Genomic DNA, 19,169 nt, shown 5'->3' on the forward strand with positions numbered 1-19,169 from the left:
GCCGCAGCCGGACGATGCCGCGTACGCACGGTTCCGGTGGACAGCTTCCGCAACATCCTCACGCAGCCACGCATCGCCGCGCTGGCGCTGATTCCCGGATCGACGCGCATCGCCGTGCTCGCGGGCGCGGAGTTCCTGGCGTTCGACAGCAGCGGCGGCGATTTCAGTGGCAACGAGTTTCCGAGCGCGCCGCGCTGGCAGGGCGGCGCCGGCCTGCTGTGGGAGTACGGCGGCATGGGTCCGTATGTGCAGGTCGACGCCAACTACGTGGATGCGAGCTTCCGCCGCGCGGACAACGATCCCGAACAGACCTCCGACGCCTATACACTGATCAACGGCCGCGCCGGCTGGCGCTTCCGCCACTTCGAGCTGTACGTGATCGGGCGCAATCTCGCCGACCGCTTCTACCTGACACAGCGCGCCTTCGGCACCTTCATGGCCGGCGAGCCGCGCACGCTGATCGGCGGCGTCGAGTTCCACTTGGACTGAAACGCCGGCGCAGAGGATTGGCGCAACCCGGGTTCCCATGCAAATGGTTCTCATCTACACTTGCGCGATTTTCCGCATCGAGTCCGCCGTGTCTGCCGCCGAGCCCTCGCCGTCCGCCCCCAGCCGCCGCGCGTTCTGGTCACGCGTCGTCCTCGCCGGCCCGGTGGTCTTCGTCTGCGCGGCGCTGGTGATGTGCGGCGGCGCGCTGTGGCTGCCCAAGGGCGCGGCGCAGATCGACAACCTCGTCGTGCCGATCGTGCTGTTTCCGGCGATCTGGGCGGCATTGTTCTTCTATGCCTGCCTCGACCGCCGCCTCGGCCGCGCCTGGGGCGTGGTCGGCGGGCTGAGCGTCGCGCACCTCGCGCTGATCGCGACGCATCTGATGACGTCCGGAGCCGCCGCATGATCCGTCTGAGCCAGGAACGCACCAAGACCCTGCTCGCGATTCACGGCTGGTCGGCCGTGTTTCTCGGCCTGCTGCTGTACGCGGTGATTCTCACCGGCGTTGCCTCGGTGTTCGCGACCGAGATCGGCGACTGGTCGAGCCCGCTGTCCGGCAAGGTCGAGGATCCCTTCCCCGCCGGCACCGACCGCATGATCCGCGGCCTCGCCGCAACCGTCGACCCCGAATTCCACGAGGAGCTGTTCTTCTTCCCGCGCGCCGGTGGCCGCCTGTGGGCGTTCTTCCACAAACACGAGACCGACGAGGACGGCAAGCCGCGCGAGCGCGGCGTCGCCGCGGAGTTCGATCCGCGCACGGGCGCGATCATCCAGCGCGTCGAAGGCACCGACGAGGCCATCGAGGCGCGCGACGAGGCCAACGCGCTGGCGCATTTCATGGTCGATCTGCACGTGCGCCTGCACCTGCCCAACCCCTGGGGCTTGCTGCTGACCGGCATCCTCGGGCTCGCGATGCTGGTCGCCGCGGTCACCGGCTTCGTCGTGCACCGGCATCTGATCCGCGAACTGTTCACGCTGCGCCGCCGCGGCGACCGCCTGCTGAGCGCACGCGACACGCACGTCATCGCCGGCACCTGGAACCTGCCGTTCGCGTTCATCCTCGCGTTCACCGGCAGCTACTTCAGTTTCGGCAGCGCGTTCGCGATTCCGGCGATGGCGATGGTCGCCTTCGGCGGCGATCAGGAGAAGATGATCGAGACCGTGGTCGGCCATCCGCCGGCGGTCGACGAGACGGCGGCGCCGATGGCGGATCTCGATGCGATGATCGCCGACGCCCGCGCCCGCAGCGGCGCCGAGCTGAGCTTCGTGCAGGTGCAGCACTGGGGCCGCGCCGACGCACTGGTCACGGTGTTTCCGCGGTATCGTGACGGCGAGCTGTCGACGCTGTCCTACGTCTATGGCGGGGCGGACGGCATGTTTCGCTACGCCAAACCGGCACTGGGTCTCACGCCATCGACCGGCGGCGCGCTGTTCGACCTGATGGCGCCGCTGCACTTCGGCCACTTTGCCGGCGTGTGGTCCAAGGCCGTGTGGTTCGCGCTCGGCTTTGCCAGCGCCTACGTCACGATCACCGGCCTTTTGCTGTGGACCACGCGCCGGCAGGCGCAGCGCGGCTGGCGGCATCTCGCCGCGGCAACCCATGCCACCGGCTACGGCCTGCCGCTGGGCCTGGTGCTCGCCGGCTGGGCGTATTTTCCGGCGCGCGCGGCCGGCGCCGATGTGCACGGCGCGATGATGACGGTATTCCTGCTGACGCTGGCGCTGGCCTGCGTGCTGGCCTGGCGCGTCACCGAGTTCGCGACCGCGCGGCGCGCGCTGCTCGGCGCAAGCGGCATCGCGCTGATCGGGCTACCGGTCGTGCGCATGCTCTGTGGCGGCCCCACCTGGCCCGGCGCCTTCGATGCCGGCCTGCACACGATCATCGCCTTCGACATCGGCTTGGTGATCGGCGGTGCGTGCTGCCTCGGGACGCTGCGGCGCGCGCCGCACTCCGCGATGCAAAAGACCGCGGACTCCGACGCGCTCGAGGAGGCCGCAGGCGTATGACGACCGATGTCTTCGCGGCGATCGCGATCGGCATGACGCTGCCGCCGTTACTCGTCCTCGCGCTGCGCGACCCCAAGCGCCTGCGCAGCCACCGCGCCGCGCAACGCGGCGCCAAGCCCGGCGAACGCCGCGCGCTCGCACTGGCGAGCCTGCTGCCGGGGCTGGTGCTCGCCGCGCTCGGCGCATGGCCGGCCTTCCTGATCTGGCTGGGCGGCATCGCCACCGGCGGCTGGCTGATCGTGCTGTGGCTCGCGCGCTCGGGCGACAACGGCGCCACACCAAGCTGATTCGAAACTGATCCGTACCACCGGCAGGGCCGGTCGAGATTCAACCACCGCTGCCAGCCGCACGCCAGCCGCGTCCCGTCCCGGACCGCAGGTCCGTATCGTTCCAAGGAGCTGCTGCATGCGTGTACTTGATTCCCGCTTGGCGCTGGCCGCGCTGCTGCTCGCGGGCAAGCCCGCCCTCGCCGAAGAAGCCACCGAAGTGGCGACGACACTCTCGCCGGTCATCGTCAGCGGCGAACTGGTCACGCGCGAGGCAGAGCACACGACGAGCAGTGTCGCCGTGCACGCCGGCGCCGCCGCCGCACGGTCCGCCGAAGAATCCAGCAGCAGCACGCTGCCGACCATCACCGTGCACGGCGAGAAGACCGAGCGCTCGCTGCAGGACACGGCGAGCAGCGTCGTCGTGATCGACGCAACCGACCTGGAGCGCCGCGCCGGTCTGGCCACGGTCAACGAGGTGCTCGCGCGCATCGCCAACGTCACGCTGACCGAAGGCAGCAACTTCGCGCCGGCGATCCGCGCGATCGACGGCACCGGACCGGCGCAGGGCGCCGACGCCGCGCTCGGCGGCACGCGCTCGCGCGTCGCGCTCTTCATCGACGGCCGGCCGGCCAGCTACAACGAAATCACCTTCGGCGATGCCTCGGTCTGGGACGTCGAGCAGATCGAGGTGTTCCGCGGCCCGCAGAGCACTCTGCAGGGCCGCAACGCGATCGGCGGCGCGATCGTCGTGAGGACGAAAGACCCGAGCTGGGACTTCGAGAGCGCCGGCCGCCTCGTCGCCGGCAATCATGAGCTGCGCCAGGCCGCCGCGATGATCAGCGGCCCGATCGTCGACCGCCGCGTCGCCTACCGCCTCGCCGTCGAGCGCCTGACGGGGAGCAGCGACATCGACATGCTCGGCTACGAGCGCGTGCCCGACCCTGCCGAACTCGAAGCAACGACGCTGCGCGGCAAGCTGCTGTTCGAATCGGCGTCGGTCGAGGGCCTGTCGACGCTGCTGACCATCAACCATGCCGATCACACCGCGCCGCAGGTCGAGTTTGCGCGACGCCCGTTCGCAGATCGCGAAAGTCCGTATCAGGACCCGGACAATTTCAGCACCGACCCGACCTTCAATCCGCGTTCGACCGGGGCGATCATCGATACCCGCTGGAATCTTTCCGGTGGCCGGCACTTCGAGAACAAGCTCGCCTACACCGACGTGCGGATCGAGCGCCGCGCGCAGCCGGGCAATGGCAACGTGATCACCGACATCCGCGAGCTGTTCCTCGAACCGCGTCTGGCCTTCGGCGCGCTCGACGGCCGACTGTCCGGCTTCGGCGCGCTGTACCTGTTCCGCGCCGACCAGGATGAAATCGGCGACATCATCGGCGGCAGCGATTTCGAGGACCTGACCACCACGGCGGCAGTCTTCGGCGAGCTCACCTATGCGCTGACACCGGCGCTCGATCTGATTGCCGGCGGCCGCTACGAGCAGGAGAAACGCGAACGCAGCGGCAGCGCCAATGTCTTCGTGCTCGACTTCGACGAAACCTACTCCGAGTTCCTGCCCAAGCTCGGCCTGTCGTGGCAGGCCAGCGGGCAGTGGACGCTCGGCGCCACGGTGGCGCGCGGCTACAACGGCGGCGGCGCCGGCTTCACCTACGACGAGCCGTTCACCAGCTACGCCTACGACGCCGAATACGTCTGGAACTACGAAGTGTTCGCGCGCGCCGCGTTGCTCGATCGCCGCGTCACGCTGCAGGCCAACGCCTTCGTCGCCGACTACGAGGACCTGCAACTGCCGTTCGACCTGAATCCCGATCCGCAGATCTGGTCGGTAGTGATCCGCAACGCCGAGCGTGCACGTGTCAGCGGCGCCGAGTTCGGCGCGCGCTGGCTGGCCCTGCCGGGCCTCGAGCTGTTCGGCGACGTCGGCGTGCAACGCACCGAGATCCGCCGCTATCCGAACGAGCAAGGCCAGAGCCTCGAAGGCAATGAACTGGCGCGGGCACCGGATGTCACCGCCAACGCCGGCTTCACCTGGCGTCACGGGTCCGGCTTCGAACTCGGCGCCGACGTGCGTTACTCGTCGGCGTACTACTCTGACGTGCGCAATCAGGCGCAGGATGAGGTGGACGCCTACTGGTTGGTCAACGCGCAGGCCGGCTACCGCATCGTGCCGAACGTCCGCGTGTTCGCCTATGCCACCAATCTTCTCGATGCCGACGAGCCGGTGCTCATCGAACCCGGCGACGTGAGCACACCCGACGACGACGTCGCGGCATTGCTGCGCGCGCGCCGCATTGGTATCGGCGTCGACCTTTCTCTCTGAAACCCCACGGAGTCATCATGCAGAACCATGCGATGCGTGTGGCCGCCTGCGCGGCCGCGCTGATTCTCAGTGCACCGTCGGCGGCACAGGACGAGCCGACCGAAGTTGCGACCACGCTCGCCCCTGTCGAGGTCACCGGCGAGCGCGACGACGAGCCGCCGTATCTCGCCGAGGAGGCGAGCACGGCGACCAAGACCGGCACGCCGATACTCGAGACGCCGGCATCGGTATCGGTGATCACCGCCGAAGCGCTGCGCGATCGCGGCGCGCTGACGCTGCAGGATGCGCTGCGCTACTCCGCGGGGATCATGTCGGACGCCTATGGCCTGGACAACCGCACCGACTCGGCGATCCTGCGAGGCACCGAGTTCCAGAGCGTGGTCGACGGCATGCGCGATCAGTTCAACTACTACAACACGACGCGCCCGGACGTGTACGCCTTCGAGCGCATCGAGATCCTGCGCGGGCCCGCCTCGGTGCTCTACGGCCAGGGGCCGAGCGCCGGCATCGTCGCGCTGGTCAGCAAGCGTCCGCGCGCGGAGGCTGCGCACGAACTGATCGCCGAGTACGGGCGCTTCGATCGCCGCCGCATCAACGTGGACTCGACCGGACCGATCGACGGCGACGGCGAGTGGCGCTATCGCACCGTGGGCGTGCTACAGCGCTCGGACTCGCAGGTCGACTACGCATTCTACGATCGCGAGATGCTCTCGCCCTCGCTGAGCTGGGTGCCGACCGACCGCTTCACCTGGACCCTGCTCACCCACTACCAGCGCGACGACAGCCGCAACGCGATCAGCTTTCTGCCGCATTCCGGCACCTTGCTGGACAACCCCAACGGCCGCATCCCGGTCAGCCGCTTCACCAGCGAGCCGGATTTCGACCGCTTCGAAGCGACGCGCCATGCGGCCAGCTCGTTCATCGACTGGCAGATCGCGGACACCTGGTCGCTGCACCAGTCGCTGCGCTTTGCCGTCAACGACAACCCGTACTACACGCTCTACCCGGACGTGTTCAGCAATCCGCAAGACCCGTTCCTGGACGACACCCGCCGCACGGTCGCGCGTTTCGTCTACGCCGAGCTGCGCGATCAGCGGGACTGGACCGCCGACCATCGTGCGGTCGCACGCTTTGCGACCGGCGCGGTCGCGCACCAGCTTCTGGTCGGCGTGGACCATGCGTATTCGCGCTTCACGCGCCGATCGGGCAGCGCGTATCTGGACGCGCCTTTCGATCTGTTCGATCCGGCCTACGGGACTCCGGTCGAAATGCCCGAGCTGTCCGATCCGTTCACGACGCGGGCGCGCTACACCGGCGTCTACGCGCAGAACCAGATGCGCATCGGCAACTGGATCGCGCTCGGCGGCCTGCGCCACGACCGCAGCGGCGTCGAGCCGCAGGGCGGCGAAGAGGCCAGGGAGAACGAGACCACGGGGCGCGCCGGCCTGATGTATGAGACGGATTTCGGACTCGCGCCTTATCTCAGCTACGCGACCTCGTTCCAGCCGAACACCGACGTAGACCCGGACTCCGGCGAGGTCTTCGATCCGCTCGCCGGCAAGCAGATCGAGATTGGTCTGAAGTACCAGCCCGATGGCGGCGACACGCTGCTGACGCTGACCTGGTTCGACCTCACCGAGGAGAATCGCGTGTTCTACGACCTCGCGAGCTTCGTGCCGTCGGTATCTGACGTCGACTCGCGCGGCGTCGAGTTCGAAGGCATCACCCGCCTCGGCGATCTCGATCTGACGGCGAGCTACACGTACATCGACATCGCCAAGCGCCGCCAGTATTTCGCGGTACAGCCGCGGCATCTGGCCTCGCTGTGGGCAACGTATGACTGGCGCGGCTTGAAGATCGGTGCGGGCACCCGCTATCTCGGCTCGACCACCGACGACGGCGGCACGCTGCGCCTGCCGGCGGTGCTGCTGTTCGACGCGATGCTGGCTTACGACGTCGAGCGCTGGCGCGTGGCCGTCAACGCGACCAATATCGAAGACCAAACCTACGTCACGAGTTGCCTTGCGCGCGGCGACTGCTTCTACGGCAACCGCGGCAACGTCGTCGGCAGTGTCGGTTACCGGTTCTGATCAAGGGCAGGCCGGCGCTTCGCCCGCGCCGCTCGGGGTCAGCCGGGTCGTGTGCAGACGATTCTGGATTCGCAGCAGGCAGGCCGGAAAGTTGGTGATGATGCCGTCGACACCGATGTCGATCAGACCGCGGATATCGGCCTCGCGATCCGCGGTCCACGGCACCACCTGCTTGCCGAGCGCATGCGCGATTTCGACGAAGCCGGCGTTGAGATCGGGCGATGCAAACTGCGGCGCCACGTACTCGTGTCCGCGCAACGCGGCGTAGCTCAGGTTCGGCAGCGCTCCACTCGGGGTCAGATACAAGGTCTTGATCGTCGGATCGAGCGACTTGAACGCGTCGATGGCCAGCGGATTGAAGGACTGCACGATGATGCGCTCCGGGATGCCGCTGGCCTGAATCTGCGCCACCAGCAATTGCGCGGCGCGCAGCCCGGCCGCGGTCAAGCCGTCGAGGCTGTCGAGGCCGATCTTGATCTCGATCGTGACCGTCGGCGCATAGGCACCCTTGAACTGCGCAGCGAAGTCGAACAGCTCCGTTGCGGTCGGCACGCGCACGCCGTGTCCGCGCAGCGGATGCGGCAGATCCTCGTTTGGGCTGGTCGTCGGCTGGCCCGGCGAGAACCAGTATGCGGCGTCGCATTCGCGGATCTCGGCGTACGTCTTGTCGGCGACGCGGCCGCTGCAGTCAGTGGTGCGGTCGAGCGTGTCGTCGTGGATCAGCACCAGCACCTCATCCGCCGTCGCCAGCATGTCGGCCTCGAAGTCGTCGACGCCCAGGCGCGCGGCGTTCTCGAAGGCCAGCATCGTGTTCTCCGGCGCGTAGGCGGCACCGCCGCGATGCGCGCAGACGAAGGGTACGGCGACGAACGACGCCAGCGGCACCGCGCCGTCCGCGCCGACGAGACCGTCCGAGCTGGCGCAGGCCGCCAGCCCCAGACTTACCCAACCGCACAGCATGCGACGCATCGTTCGCGATCTCCCCGTTGCCGATCACACACTCCAGGCGACCTCGTGCAGATGCCGCGCGTTGCGCAGCTTGGTGTGCGCCTCGACGTAGCGCCAGGTTGCGCCGGCATCGGCGAGGATGGTCGGAAAATCGCGCACCGGCTTGATCGCATCGAAGCGCGCGATGCCCGGACGTGCCGGCAGGTCGAACTCGTCGATGACGCTGATCGCCTGCGTCGGTTCGCCGTCTTCGGCGGTGTCGACCGCCCAGGCGGTGCATTTGAGCGTGGCGCCGTCCACGGCGTATTCGACGAAGCCGTAGCGCCGATGCTGTGCCGCGCTCCAGGCGCTGAAGCCGTCGAAGCGGCGCATGCCCACGCCGCCACCGCCGGCGCAAACCTGGGTGTAGCCGAACGGCATCGGCCGGCCCAGCCCCATCGGCTTGCTGCGCTGGTAGCCGTGGTCGTGACCGACCAGCAGCAGATCGACGCCATAGCGCAGCATGATGTTCTCTTCGAGGAGCACCAGCGTCGGGTTGGCCGGACTGCGCCCCCTGCTCGTCGGTCCAGATCGTAAAGTGCTGCAGGAACACGATGTAGTCGATCTCGCCGCGCGCGCGACGCAGCGCGGCCTGCGCCAGATCGGTCTCGATCTTGACCAGCTCCGCCGGCAGCACGCCGTCGTTGATCAGCACACCACCGGTCGAGACCATGAAGTGCACGTGGTTGTAGTCGAAGCTGTAGTACGTCTCGCCGCGGCCAGGATGGGTCAAGCGCGTGCGGTAGGCGGCGCCGGTGCCGTCCTTGTCCTCGTGGTTGCCCGGGCAGCACAGCGTCGGCACCTGCGCCATCAGATGCTCGGCCTGGTTGAACCAGTCGTCCCAGACCGACTGTTCACCGTTGGCAGAGGACAGATCGCCGGCGATGAGCACGAAGTCGCAGTCGCGCTGCAAGATGCCGTCGCGCACCGCGCGCGAGTACGCGGTGCGGCCGTGATCGCCGAAATGGGCGAAGCGGGATGCGCCGCGTGGCTGCGGTCGCAGCGTAAAGGTCGGCGAGACTGCATCGCCATTGCGCACGCGATAGCGCAGCGGCAGCGCCGGATCGAAGTCGGTCAACTGCGCGCGGTGCGTTCACACCGCGCTGTCGTAGGCCTGCTGCTGCGTCGCCACGGCGCTGCGGCTGAGATCATTGTTGCCGTATTCGACAACGCCCTCCGGCGCCGCGAGACCGTCGGTGAACCAGGTGATGGCGCGCGTCGTATGCGCGTCGCCGCTCCAGCTCGCGTGAACGCCGCGCGGACCTGAGCGGGCCGTCGGCGGCGACGCGCCGTCACCCCCGGAACAAGCGGCCAGCCAGGCGGGCAACACCAGACCGGAGCCGGCCTGCAGGAACTTGCGTCGATTCATCAGCGGTTCGCTCTGTGCGAAATGCATCCGAGCATAGGAGCCGCCGGTGAAACGGCGATGACGCTGTCGTCGTGACCGGAACACTCAGTCCGCTGGCCGCGTCCAGTGCGCGAACAGCGCGCCACCGATCACGCAGCCCGCGGCCATCGCCAGAAGGCCGGCGAGGCTGCGCGTGGCGTCGATCAGCACCGGCGGCGGCACCGCGGCATCGGTGGCGCGGATGGCGACGACGACGGCAACGCCCGCGGCCAGCGCATACAGGGGCGTGCGCACACCCGGCCAGCGCCGCGCGAGCCACATCGCCACGACGAAGGCCGGCAGCCAGGCGACCAGCAGCATCAGCGCGTACAGCGAACCGAAGGCGGCGAGGTCGTGCAGCGTCGTCTGCAGGCGCACGCGCAGCGGAATGTCGACGAAAGGCAGCAGTTGCTGCAGGTTGAACTGGGTCTGCACGATCGCACCCCAGGCCGCGGCGATCAGCAGCGCGCCGACGAAGGCGAGGAGCCGCCGTGGCCAGCGCGGCGAGGTGGACATCGTCATCGGTGAGATTCCGGCATCATCATGGCGCCGATCATGCCGCAGACGCGGCGCCGCCGTGGAGCTGCCCATACCGATGCGACTCAAACCGCTGCTGTGCCGATTCCTGATCGCCTGCGCGCTGCCGGCCAGCGCGCAGGCCGCCGACTATCGCGTCGACACCGTCGTCGACGGTCTGGAATTCCCGTGGTCGCTGGCCTTCCTGCCCGACGGCCGCATGCTCGTCACCGAGCGTCCGGGCCGCCTGCGCGTGATCGAACGGAACGCCGATGGCCGGCCCACACTGCGTGCGACGCCGATCGCCGGCGTGCCGCCGGTGCTGGCGAGCGGCCAGGCCGGGCTGTTCGACGTGATGCTCGATCCCGACTTTGCCGACAACGGCGTGCTGTATTTGTCGTTCGCGCACGGCACGTTCGAGGCGAATCACCTGCGCATCGTGCGCGCGCGCTTCGACGGCGAGCGTCTGCACGAGCCGACGCCGATCCTGACGACACGGCCGGCGAAGTCGCATACTCAGCATCTGGGCGGACGCATGGCCCTGCTCGGCGACGGCACGCTGGTGGTCGGCATGGGCGACGGCAATCTCGATCGCACCGACGCGCTACGACTGCACACGCATCTGGGCAAGATCCTGCGCATCCACCGCGACGGTCGTGTGCCCGACGACAATCCCTTTGTCGATCGTGCACACGGCGGCGACGCCGTTCGCGCCGAGATTCTCAGTTACGGCCATCGCAATCCGCAGGCGCTGGTCTATGTCGCGACGCACGGCGCGCTCTATTCCAACGAGCATGGCGCGCGCGGCGGCGACGAACTCAACCGCATCACACCAGGCGCCAACTACGGCTGGCCGATCACGACGCACGGCGTCGACTACACCGGCGCGCGCATCACGCCCTACAGCGAGTGGCCCGGCGTGACACCGCCGCTGACGCAGTGGACGCCGTCGATCGCGCCGTCCGGCATGTGCTGGTATGACGGCACGCTGTTCCCGGCCTGGCGCCACAGCCTGTTCGTCTCCGCGCTCGCCGAGAAAAGCGTGCGCCGGGTGCCGATGCAAAGCGGCGTGCCCGGCGAACAAGAAGTGCTGTTCCGCGAACTCGGCGAACGCATCCGCGACGTGCGCGCCGGCCCGGACGGCGCGCTCTACCTGCTCACCGACAGCGCCGAAGGCCGCGTGCTGCGCGTTTCCCCGGGGTCATAGGCTGGCGCGCGGCCCGACCGGCGCGCCGGTCGCCGTCACGCGGCCTTGCGCTCGGCGATCCACTGCTCGATGCGCTGTTCGAGCAGATTCAGAGGCAGGGCACCGCCACCGAGCACGGCGTCGTGGAAACCGCGGATGTCGAAGCGCTCGCCGAGTTCGGCTTCGGCGCGCGCGCGCAGTTCCTGGATCTTGATCATGCCGATCTTGTACGCCGTGGCCTGTCCCGGAATCACCAGATAGCGGCGCACCTCGGACTGCGCCGCCGCCGGAATCGCGGTGTTGGCGGCGAAGTACTCGATCGCCTGCTGCTCGGTCCAGCCCTTGGCATGCAAACCGGTATCGACCACCAGACGCACCGCGCGCCACATTTCCGAACTCAGGCGGCCGTAGTCGGAGTACGGGTCCTGATAAGTGCCGGGCATCTGCCGGGCGAGCCATTCCGCGTACAGCGCCCAACCCTCGATGTAGGCGGTGAAGTCCGCCTGGGTGCGGAACTTCGGCACACCCTGGAGTTCCTGCGCGATCGAGATCTGCATGTGATGGCCGGGCAGTCCCTCGTGATAGGCGATGACTTCGAGCTCCGGAATCGGCATCGCGTTCATGTCGGACAGGTGCGCATAGTAGATGCCGGGGCGCGAGCCGTCCGGCGTGCCGGGGTAGTAGTGCTGCGCGGCGCCGTCCTGCTCGCGGAAGGCCTCGACGCGCTTGACCACCAGATCCGCCTTCGGCAACAGGCCGAACCAGTTCGGCAACTCCTTCTTGATGTTGTCGATCGCCGCGGTCGCGGCATCGATGTAGGCCTGGCGGCCCTCATCGGTGTTCGGGAACTTGAAGCGCGGATCGGTGCTGATGAATTCGAAGAAGGCTTGTAGATCGCCGTCGAAGCCGACGCGCTGCTTGAGCGCGATCATCTCGCCACGCAGGCGCGCGACTTCCGCGAGCCCGAGTTCATGAATCTGGTCGGCGGTGAGATCCGTCGTCGTCATCAGCTTGAGGCGGTAGTCGTAATAGGCCTTGCCGTTCGGATGCGTGCTCACCCCGACCGGATTGACCGCCGCGTTCGGCAGGTCCGACTCGATCCACGCGATCAGCTTCTCGTAGGCCGGCTCAAAGCGCGCCAGCAATTGCGCCCGCCCTTGCTCCTTGAGCGCCTGCGCGCGCTGTGCGTCGATCAGCTTCTTGCCGGCCAGGGCATCGATCTTTGCCTTGAGGTCGGCCCAGATCGCACTGTCATCCCCTTGGGTGAACGGTGCGCCGGTGATGACCTTGCGCGCCTGCTCGATCACGCCCTCGTAGGCGAAGCGCGGCGGGCGGATGCCCAGGCGCGCCGAGCCCTGCGCGCGCACCAGCAACTGCTCGAACACACGCTGTACCTCGCCGATGCGGGCGATGTAGGCCTCGACGTCGGCCTCGGTATCGACGCGGTGGAAGTTGATCAGGAAGGTCGGCAGGAAGGCCTGCATGCCGTTCATCTGCTGGAACACGTACTGGTTCGCGCGAAACGGCACGCCCGCGGCGGCGCGCTCGTACTGCTGCTTCCAGATGTCGTAGGAGCGCTTGGCCTCGTCCGACAGCAGCGCGTAGTCGAACTCGGCCTGCATCTGCTCGACGCTGGCCTTGTGCCAGGCGAGCTGCTCGTCCTCGGCGGCGATCGACAGATCGTCGAGCTGGTCGTACAGCTCCTTGCGGCCGAGGAAGGTCAGCGTGATCGGACTGAACCGCAGTTGTTCCTCGTAGCGCGCCTCGAACCAGGCATTGATGCGCTCGGTCTCGGCAGCGATCGCCTCGGCGGTCGCTGGGGTGGGTTCGGTGGACGGCGGCGCGAGGGCGCAGCCGGCCACGAGGACGGCGCCAAGGCTGGCCGCGAGGACTACACGCATGGTCAGAACTCCCGGAATGTCGAGGGTCCGAGCCTAGCGCAAACCCGCGCCGCGGCGCCCGGTGGATTTCCCGGGTTGCCGCACGCGGTGGGCAGCAGAACCCGGCGGGTGACGCACCTTCGGCGCTCACCCGCCTCCGGGTTCAGAACGCGTACTTCGCCACCAGACTCATGAAGTCGCGATCGCTGAGCAGATTGTAGCGACCGCCGCCGAAGTAGCGCGTGTAACCGGCTTCGACCGACCAGGTCTGCAGGTAGAACGCGGCGATGCTCGCCGAGATCTGCCGGCGGTCCTCGACGAAGTTGGTGATCGGCGTCGGCGTCACGCCGCGCACGTCGTGGTCGAAGCGCAGCGTCGGCTCGATGCGGAAGCTGCCGAGGACGTTGTTGTACTGCGCGCGCGCGACCATCTTGTAGCCCCAGGAGATCGCCGTGGCCCAGCCGTCGGTTTCCTGCGGCACCGCCGAGCCGAATGCCGGCAGGGTGGACGCGGAGACCAGCGCCGCCACCGAGGCATCGCCCGGCGTGTAGGTGCCAGGTCCTTCGTAGCGCAGCTCGCTCTCGGGCGGCAGGTCGTGCACGTAGACACCGCCGACCTCGCCGATGAACAGCACCTGGTCCCAGCCCATCAACGCCGAGGGGCCGAAGGCGTAGGTCACTCCCAGATCCCACTGACTGACGTCGTGGCGGCGATAGCCGCGCAGATACTTGCCGCCGAGCGCGCCACCGAAGGCCGGTTCGTCGACGAGCTGGCTCGGCAGGCCGACGCCGGCGAGCAGCACCTCGACGTCCTCGAGCTGCAGCGGCTGATCGACCTTGAGGCTGTACTCGCCCTGCACCGACCAGCCCTTGATCACGGTGTTGAAGGAGACGCCGTAGAGCTGGATGTCCTCGGGATACTCGACGAAGTAGTTGCCGGTGGACGCCGGCGCCGCGAAGCTGGCCTTGGACGTCCCGCTGATCAGCGGCAGCCGGCTGTGGTAGTTCATCGCATACAGCGACAGGTCGATCTCGTCCAAATACGGCAGCAACATGCTGAGGCGGCCGCCGAACTGCCCGCTGTCGCGGGGCTCGCGGTCCGGCGCGCGCGGAATCGTCGTGTTGGGGAAGTTCTCCGGCGGCAGGCCGAAGGTGAGGTTGGCGCGCTGGCCGCCGATGCCGGCGAAGTCGTTGGTCGACCAGAACGAGCCGGCGGCGTCGATCTGGGTGTTGTCCCAGTCGAGCTGATAGAAGGCCTCGACCGAGACGCCGCTGGCCACGCTCATCGAGGCCCAGACCATCGCCGTCGGCAGTAGCAGCTCCTCGATCTCGAAGCCGGGCACGCGCTGCTTGTTCTGATCGAAGGTCAGCAGGCTGTTGATGCCGTGCAGCACGAAGGTGGACTCGCCCCAGTTGAGCACCTGGCGGCCGATCTTGAACGCCAGCAACTGCTCACCGACGGCGACGCTGCCGAATACATAGGCATCGAGCAGGTCGGCGTTGTTGCCCAGGTAGTCGCGCGAAGCATCGGTGCGCTGCTCGAACACCGCGATCGGGACTTCCGACGGCCGCCCGGTCGGCGTCAGGCCGACACCGACGTCCGGCGCGCCCGGCGTCGGCGTGTAGTAATTGTTCGGGTTGAAGAAGTCGTGGTCGTAGAGGCGCGCGTCGAACAGATAGCTACCGCGCAGGAACACGCCGAAGCTCCCTTTGCTCAGCGTCAGGTCAGAGGTGATCTTGGCGGCGGTCGCCACCACGTCGCCGGTGTCGAAGGCGAGATTGCCGTCATCGCCATTGGTCGAGAAGGCCAGGCCGCCATTGCCGCGGCCGACCAACTGCGGGTCGCGCGACTCGACGCGCCAGGCGGCACCGAGCGAGAGCTTGTTGTCGAGCTGCACGTCCAGCCCCGCGAGCTGGGTGCTCAGGGCGAAGGCGGAACCGCTGGCGCCACCCAGCGAGAGGATGGCGAGCGCGATGAGATGTCGATTCATTGTTCTGTTCTCCTCAGTTGCCCGCACAGGTGCCGATCGGCAACTGGCGCCCATCGGATGCGAGGAAGGCGGCGGCCTGGCTCTGCATCTCGCAGGTCACCAGCGCGTTCGCCGCCGGACTCAGGATCGATCCGTGATCGCCCTGGTTGAAACGCACGACGGCGTCGATGCCGGTGGCATCGGTGATCGTCTGCACGGCGATCGGCACGTCGAAGCCGTCGTTGAGCGATGGTCCGGGGACCGGGGGAAGGCCTAGCGCACGTGCCAGCGGGTTGCTGCCGCCGAGGAAGGAACTGATTGGAATCGTGTCGGTGGCCGGGCAGTTCGCATCGCCGGCCACGGTGCAGTTGGGCACCACCGCGTCGCCGCGCACGACGAACATCAGCAGCGGTCGATTCGCCGACGCCGCGGCCGCATAGTTGAGCGGGTCGCCGTCGTCGACCACCGTCTGCGCGAAACGCAGGAAGGTTTCGTAGGTGTCGTTGCCCTGCTTGATGCTGCCGCCGCTCGCCGCTTCGAGGCCGGCGGCGATGCGCGGACCAAACGACAGCGAGCCGTCGAGCAGCTTGGCGATACCGCCACCCGGCATCGCGATGACGCCCGGCGCGCTGCCCGGATTCACGCCGAGCAAGGTCGCGACGACGATGCCGCCCAGCGAGTGGCCGACGTGGCGCACGTGCTCGCCATTGAAGGTGATGCCCGCGGGCTGCAGGTCGCCGCCAAGGATCACGGCACCACCGACCGAGGCCGACAGCGTGATCAGGTCGGCCTCGGCCTGGCGCAGGTTGTCGCGGCTGGTCAACAGGCTCGACAGATTGATGAAGTGCGTGCCCGAGCCATCGGGCGTGCCGTCGGCCGGCGGCGCGCCGGTGGCGTTGTCGACCAGATCGAGATCGAAGGTGCGCTCGACCGGGCGCAGCGGTGCCGGGAACTGCTCGGTGGCCGCGCGCAGCGCATCGCCGGGCGGCAGGCCGTGCAGCGGCAGGTCGATGGCGACGACGGCAAAGCCGGCCGCGGCGAGCGCCGGCGCGAGTGCCAGCATCTGCGAACGGTTGCCGGTGATGCCGTGCTGGAAGATCACGACCGGCCAGCCGCCTTCGGGCGCCGTGCGCCCGCTGTTGGCGTTCGGGATCGTCGCCAGCACCGGCACGCGCTGACTCGCGCGTGCCAGCGGCTGCGGGAAGCAGGCCGTCGTGCTCTCGCTCGGCTGCAAGGCCGCGCAGGGTGCGCCGATCGGCGCGTTGCCGGCGCCCACCACCTCGGGATCGGCACGCCAGAACGTGTTCAGCGGATTGTCCGGCGCGCCGCCGACGAAGAAACGCTCGTCGGCATCGTCGGCGCTGGCCGTCGCATCGGCGAGGTAGTACGGCAGCGAGATGCTGCCGACGTACAGATCCGCAACCGGCGGCAGCGCCGGAATCACGTCCTGCGTGGTCAGGCCGGTCGCGACCAGGGTCAGCGCCTGCGGCTGCACATTCGCCTGCAGCCGCGTTAGCGTCGCGCCGATCGACTGGGTCGTGAACGGCCAGGCGACAACGATGCGCTCGGCCGGCAGACCGGCCTGCGCCAGCGGCGGCAGGATGCGCGTCTGGTAGAGCTGGCGGATGCCTTCGAGGCTGGCGCGCTGGGCGCTCGACAGGAGTTTGAGCGCCGGCTCGACACCGGCGACCAGTTGCTCGTCGACGCTCTGCGCGCGCAGCAACACGCGGAACAGGTCGGCCGGCTCGGCGGCGACGCCTTCGACCGACTGCAGCGCGCGGGTGACGACGACCAGGTAGGTGGTCGCCGGTGCCAGCGGCTTGAGCCACTCGATCAAAAGGCGCGAGCGCAGCGCATCGAGCGGTCGCCCGGTGACCGGATCGACCGCGGTCGAGAGTTGCACGCGGTAATCGACTCCCGGCGCCAAGGTCTGGAAGCTGCGCGTGTTGATGATGACGATGCTGCCCGGCGCGTTGGCCGAGTCGAGATCGACCGCGCCGATCAGGTCGGTGAACGCGGAGGCGACGGTGGAAAACCCGTCGAGCCGGTTGGCGGCGTCGACGAAGGGCGCGTTGGTGCTGTTGGGGATGTTCAGCGTGCCGTCCGCCGGCGTGCCGAACAGCCCGTCGTTGGGAAACGGGATGACCGCGCTCGCGGCCACCGGATCGAACAGCGAGATCAGCTTGCGCGGACTGTCCGCGAGCCCGCCATCACCCCCATCGTCCGAGCTGCAGGCCGCCATAGCGAAGGCCAGCAGGTAGACGGGCATCCATCGAAGTACCCTCATCGCGCTTCTCCTTTTTCTCGCACCGGAAGGCGAGCAACCTTCCATGAGTCATGTTGATTCGGCTGCGTCGACCGCGATCGCCGACTCCCGCGCCACACAGTATGTACGCATCGCAACGGCGCGACAGTCGGAAATTTCCGCCAGATTGCACCGCTCGTCGGAATGCGGCGGCGCCGCATGCGGGTGCACTCGCTCAGGCGTCGGCGCTCGCCGTGCGTTCGGCGTCCAGTACGGCCTGCAGCTTCGGCCGCCAGGCCTCGCCGTGCACCAGCAACGACAGCGGCATGCGCCGGCGCGCGAGATCATCGACCTCGAAGGCCATCTCGTTGCGGATCGCATGCACCGCCTCGGCGACGATGAACGGCGCCTGCTCGTCGATGCGCGCGGCGCGTTGCGGCTGCTCGGCGATGAGGTCGAGGATGGCCTCGACGCCGGTGCCATGGCGCAAGCTCAGCCAGCGTGCGGCATCGAGATCGACACCGGCAGCGGCCAGGCGTGCGATGGTCTGCGCCTGCCAGGTCTCGAACTCGCCCGCGGGCGCGCCCGGCAGCGCGTGCGCGTGCGTGACCGCCGGCGGCGGCTTGCGCTTGAGCGCCGCAAACACCGCGTCGACGATCTCGATGCTGTCGCTGCGCGCGGTGGTGTACTTGCCGCCGACGTGCATCACCAGCCCGGGCTTGGGCGTATGCACCTCGAACTCGCGCGACACCGCCGCCAGCGACTTGCCGTCCTGCGCCTGTAGCATGCGCACGCCGGAGAAGGCGCCGATGACGTCGCGCTCGGTCCAGCCGAGGCCCGGCAGGCCGCGTCGCACACCGTCCAAGAGATAGCGGGTTTCCTCCACCGTCGGCTGCGCTTCGGACGGATGCCGCACGGTCGACTCGGTGGTGCCGACCAGGGTGCGCGCGTACCACGGAATCACGAAAAACACGCGGCCGTCGGCCGCGGTCAGCAGGAAAGCCTCGTTGCAGCCAGGAATCGCCGGCAGGATCAGGTGCGTGCCCTTGACCAGCTTGACCGGCGGCGCATCCGCACCGAGCAGCTCGCGCGCCCACGGCCCCGCGGCGTTGACGACGGCGCCGGCGTAGAGCTCGAAGTGCTCGCCGCTGCGCTCGTCGACCAGGCGCGCGCCGCACACCCTGCCCCGCTGCTCGATCAGCGACGCCGCGCGCACGCGGTTCGCACAGACCGCGCCGAACGCCTGCGCCGCGGCGGTCACGACCAGGGTCATGCGCGCGTCGTCCTCCTGGCAGTCACCGTAGCGAAAGCCGCCGAGCAGGCGCGCCGGATCGACGAAGGGATAGCGCGCGAGCAGTTCGCGCGGCCGATGGAACTTGTGGCGCGACACCGGCTGGCCGCCGAGCGCGAGCAGGTCATACAGGTGCAAACCGGCGGACACCATCAGCGGACTGGCGCGCGGTCCCTTCCACATCGGCAGCACGAAGTTCAGCGGCCGCACCAGATGCGGCGCGATGCGCGACAGGGTGCGCCGTTCCTTGAGCGCATGACGCACCAGCCGGAACTCGTAGTGTTCGAGGTAGCGCAGGCCGCCGTGGATCAGCTTGCTCGATGCCGACGAGGTTCCGGCGCCCCAGTCGGTCTTTTCGATCAGCGCCACCGACAGGCCGCGGCTCGCCGCGTCATACGCCGTCCAGGCGCCGTAGATGCCGCCGCCGATGACGAGGACGTCGAAACGGCCGCGGCGCAGCGCGGCGATGTTGCGAATCAGGGGAAAGGGGCTCACGCCGCGCAGTTTCCAGTTTCCAG

At 68.4% G+C, this 19,169-nt stretch carries 15 protein-coding genes and 1 pseudogene; 7 read left to right on the top strand and 9 right to left on the bottom strand.

Annotated elements, in window-relative coordinates; genetic code table 11:
- The first annotated feature begins 36 nt into the window (after nt 1-36).
- The 6 genes from ABSH63_RS07140 (at nt 37) to ABSH63_RS07165 (ending at nt 7,190) form a co-directional block, all read left to right on the top strand.
- Nucleotides 37-489, top strand: coding sequence for a TonB-dependent receptor domain-containing protein (locus ABSH63_RS07140; protein ID WP_352888610.1), 453 nt, complete (start codon nt 37-39; stop codon nt 487-489).
- A 37-nt stretch (nt 490-526) separates the two neighbouring features.
- Nucleotides 527-895: a hypothetical protein gene (locus ABSH63_RS07145; protein WP_352888611.1), complete on the top strand. Its 369-nt coding sequence runs from the start codon at nt 527-529 to the stop codon at nt 893-895.
- A complete protein-coding gene (locus ABSH63_RS07150; protein WP_352888612.1) occupies nt 892-2,496 on the top strand; it encodes a PepSY-associated TM helix domain-containing protein in 1,605 nt (534 codons plus the stop codon). The genes ABSH63_RS07145 and ABSH63_RS07150 overlap by 4 nt, the downstream gene beginning before the upstream one ends.
- Nucleotides 2,493-2,783, top strand: coding sequence for a hypothetical protein (locus ABSH63_RS07155; protein ID WP_352888613.1), 291 nt, complete (start codon nt 2,493-2,495; stop codon nt 2,781-2,783). Before ABSH63_RS07150 ends, ABSH63_RS07155 begins: the two co-directional genes overlap by 4 nt.
- 118 nt (nt 2,784-2,901) lie before the next feature.
- Entirely contained in the window at nt 2,902-5,100 is a 2,199-nt protein-coding gene (locus ABSH63_RS07160) for a TonB-dependent receptor (protein WP_352888614.1), read from the top strand.
- 17 nt (nt 5,101-5,117) lie between these two features.
- On the top strand, nt 5,118-7,190 hold the full coding sequence (locus tag ABSH63_RS07165; protein WP_352888615.1) for a TonB-dependent siderophore receptor: 2,073 nt from the start codon (nt 5,118-5,120) through the stop codon (nt 7,188-7,190).
- Here the strand turns inward: ABSH63_RS07165 and ABSH63_RS07170 are convergent, their stop codons facing one another.
- The 5 genes and pseudogenes from ABSH63_RS07170 to ABSH63_RS07190 form a co-directional block, all read right to left on the bottom strand.
- Nucleotides 7,191-8,159, bottom strand: a complete 969-nt coding sequence (locus ABSH63_RS07170; protein WP_352888616.1) for a glycerophosphodiester phosphodiesterase — start codon at nt 8,157-8,159, stop codon at nt 7,191-7,193.
- A gap of 24 nt (nt 8,160-8,183) precedes the next feature.
- Nucleotides 8,184-8,642, bottom strand: coding sequence for a metallophosphoesterase family protein (locus tag ABSH63_RS07175; RefSeq protein WP_352888749.1), 459 nt, complete (start codon nt 8,640-8,642; stop codon nt 8,184-8,186).
- Between the two features lie 115 nt (nt 8,643-8,757).
- A pseudogene (locus ABSH63_RS07180) lies at nt 8,758-9,216 on the bottom strand (metallophosphoesterase); the annotation flags it as partial.
- Between the two features lie 54 nt (nt 9,217-9,270).
- Nucleotides 9,271-9,546, bottom strand: a complete 276-nt coding sequence (locus ABSH63_RS07185; protein ID WP_352888618.1) for a hypothetical protein — start codon at nt 9,544-9,546, stop codon at nt 9,271-9,273.
- A gap of 84 nt (nt 9,547-9,630) precedes the next feature.
- Nucleotides 9,631-10,086, bottom strand: coding sequence for a hypothetical protein (locus tag ABSH63_RS07190; RefSeq protein WP_352888619.1), 456 nt, complete (start codon nt 10,084-10,086; stop codon nt 9,631-9,633).
- Nucleotides 10,087-10,159: 73 nt separating this feature from the next.
- Here ABSH63_RS07190 and ABSH63_RS07195 point away from each other — a divergent pair, with 73 nt between their 5' ends.
- On the top strand, nt 10,160-11,287 hold the full coding sequence (locus ABSH63_RS07195) for a PQQ-dependent sugar dehydrogenase (RefSeq protein ID WP_352888620.1): 1,128 nt from the start codon (nt 10,160-10,162) through the stop codon (nt 11,285-11,287).
- A gap of 35 nt (nt 11,288-11,322) precedes the next feature.
- On the opposite strand, the gene ABSH63_RS07200 is transcribed toward ABSH63_RS07195, so the two are convergent.
- From ABSH63_RS07200 to ABSH63_RS07215, 4 genes are all read right to left on the bottom strand, one after another.
- On the bottom strand, nt 11,323-13,167 hold the full coding sequence (locus ABSH63_RS07200; RefSeq protein WP_352888622.1) for a DUF885 domain-containing protein: 1,845 nt from the start codon (nt 13,165-13,167) through the stop codon (nt 11,323-11,325).
- Nucleotides 13,168-13,309: 142 nt separating this feature from the next.
- Complete coding sequence (locus ABSH63_RS07205; protein ID WP_352888623.1) at nt 13,310-15,136, bottom strand: DUF1302 domain-containing protein; 1,827 nt, start codon at nt 15,134-15,136, stop codon at nt 13,310-13,312.
- Between the two features lie 13 nt (nt 15,137-15,149).
- Entirely contained in the window at nt 15,150-17,402 is a 2,253-nt protein-coding gene (locus ABSH63_RS07210; RefSeq protein WP_352888624.1) for an alpha/beta hydrolase, read from the bottom strand.
- Between the two features lie 193 nt (nt 17,403-17,595).
- Complete coding sequence (locus ABSH63_RS07215; protein ID WP_352888625.1) at nt 17,596-19,146, bottom strand: glycerol-3-phosphate dehydrogenase/oxidase; 1,551 nt, start codon at nt 19,144-19,146, stop codon at nt 17,596-17,598.
- Nucleotides 19,147-19,169: the final 23 nt, after the last annotated feature.

Origin of the sequence: Sinimarinibacterium thermocellulolyticum, assembly GCF_040327995.1 — a bacterium.
GTDB lineage: Bacteria > Pseudomonadota > Gammaproteobacteria > Nevskiales > Nevskiaceae > Solimonas > Solimonas thermocellulolyticum.